Raw genomic sequence first — 1,880 nt, 5'->3', positions numbered from 1 at the left:
TGGGCTGTTCGTTGGTATTGTAAATATGGCATCAGCTATCGTGAACTTCAAGAAATGCTCGCTGAACGGGGTGTGAATGTTGACCACACCACAATTTATCGTTGGGTTCAGCGTTATGCTCCAGAAATGGAAAAACGCTTACGCTGGTATTGGCGTAATCCTACAGATTTACATTCATGGCATATGGATGAGACTTATATCAAAGTGAAGGGGCGATGGACTTACCTGTATCGTGCAGTTGATCAACGTGGTCATACGATTGACTTTTACCTTTCCGCTAGACGGAACAGTAAATCAGCCTATTGTTTTTTAGGAAAAATCTTCAATACGGTGAAAAAATGGAAAATTCCACGGGTCATCAATACAGATAAAGCAGCGACCTATGGCCATGCTTTATCACGGTTAAAGCGAGAAGGAAAATGTCCAGTAGATATTGAGCACAGGCAGATTAAGTATAAAAATAATGTCATTGAATGTGATCATGGTAAGTTAAAGCGGATCATCAGGGCCACATTAGGATTCAAATCTATGAAGACGGCTTATGCCACAATCAAAGGTATTGAAGTCATGCGTGCACTACGTAAAGGACAAGCTTCATTATTTTATAACGGTAATATTCTAGGAGAAGTTTGGCTAGTAAATAGAGTTTTCGGTCTCTAAGCTTTTTTGAAGGGAAAATCATCGACTCAGATCCCTATTTGCAACAGTGCCGATTTAAGACGGTAAATAAACTTAAGGTGGCGTAAGTGTCATAAGATGAAAGAACGTTTTAGAGTAAAAAAATCAGGACAAGGGTAACAGCTAGGTACTTTTTTATAAAGCCTGGATGTTATATCCAAGCTTTGTTTAATCGGTATTTTATGAAGCTTTTGGCTCCCTAAGTAATTGACCTATTTCCAAACGTGTATAGCCACGTTCTTTAAAAATCAAAACAATAGCCTGTTTATAATCTTCAGAAGTAGAAGTCTTATACTTAGTTATCAGTTGATTTTCAGAATTCAGCTCAAGATCATTTTTGATGGTCAATACTTCGCTAGAGATCTTATTAAAGATATTTAGGTTAAACATACAGGCACTCGTCATCCGTATTATAGCGGCCCGACTATAACTAATACCTGTCTTAGCTACGCTAGACACCCTTAGCCGAAAGGATTACAAATTAAGAAAAATTCTGCAAGTTTCTGCCTATTGAAAGAATAAATAATATCCCCCAAATGCTATCTATTTAACATAATGGTTGTTATACGAAATTTCGTTATTCCTAGCAGGTAAAACAATCATATGCCTTATCAGAACTTAAATATTATGTATGACTTCGGACCAATCGACGTAAAGGTCATAGAGATTTTTGAGCAAGATAATAAAATTAATTTTCCTTTAAGTTATAAAAAGCTGATTGCTTCCCACAATGGGGTGCAATTTATTGAGAATAGCTTTGAATATTCTGATTCTAACAATGAAGTTGGAGAATCTAGCATAGCCTTTTGTTGTTTTGGACAAGGGATAGGAGGTGATCATATTGAAAACTGTCAAGATCAGGATATATATGGCCATGATAAGATAGTCGTCTTTGGACTAAATGGTTGTGGTGACTATATCGGATTTGACTACAGATCTGACGTTAATAATCCGAAAGTAGTTCTTATGTACCATGATCAATATATCAAGGATCAACATGGACAGCCTAAATTAGAATTGATAGAAGTATGTGATAGTTTTGATAATTTTTTGAACTTACTAAGATAGCTTAAATTATTAGCCTGAGACTATATTTAACATAAAATCTCTTATGTGAAGCAATCTTGTAACTCCAAAATAGAAATGTCCGGTAGAGATGGATCCGTAAATTTGAACAACTCCTATAAGTGATATTCTGCTCC

3 protein-coding genes are annotated in these 1,880 nt (G+C 35.9%); 2 read left to right on the top strand and 1 reads right to left on the bottom strand.

Annotated features, from left to right (window positions below; all coding sequences use genetic code 11):
• The coding region (locus C8322_RS01175; protein WP_111810740.1) for an IS6 family transposase at positions 1 to 660 on the top strand (660 nt) is incomplete at its 5' end.
• Between the two features lie 198 nt (positions 661 to 858).
• Here the strand turns inward: C8322_RS01175 and C8322_RS01170 are convergent.
• The gene (locus C8322_RS01170; protein WP_005249157.1) at positions 859 to 1,068 is read right to left on the bottom strand and encodes a hypothetical protein; all 210 of its coding nucleotides are present in this window, start codon (positions 1,066 to 1,068) and stop codon (positions 859 to 861) included.
• A 213-nt stretch (positions 1,069 to 1,281) separates the two neighbouring features.
• Between C8322_RS01170 and C8322_RS01165 the strand changes: the two genes are divergently transcribed.
• Positions 1,282 to 1,746: an SMI1/KNR4 family protein gene (locus tag C8322_RS01165; RefSeq protein ID WP_111810298.1), complete on the top strand. Its 465-nt coding sequence runs from the start codon at positions 1,282 to 1,284 to the stop codon at positions 1,744 to 1,746.
• Positions 1,747 to 1,880 lie beyond the last annotated feature (134 nt).

Origin of the sequence: Acinetobacter sp. SM1B (assembly GCF_003289665.1) — a bacterium.
GTDB lineage: Bacteria > Pseudomonadota > Gammaproteobacteria > Pseudomonadales > Moraxellaceae > Acinetobacter > Acinetobacter schindleri.
Note: the sequence above shows the minus strand (reverse complement) of the source record. Positions and strands in the feature narration are given on the sequence as shown.

Excerpts from the sequence above, each read along its gene's own strand:
- C8322_RS01170 (WP_005249157.1), bottom strand. The coding sequence starts at position 1,068 with ATGTTTAACCTAAATATCTTTAATAAGATCTCTAGCGAAGTATTGACC.
- C8322_RS01165 (WP_111810298.1), top strand. The coding sequence starts at position 1,282 with ATGCCTTATCAGAACTTAAATATTATGTATGACTTCGGACCAATCGAC.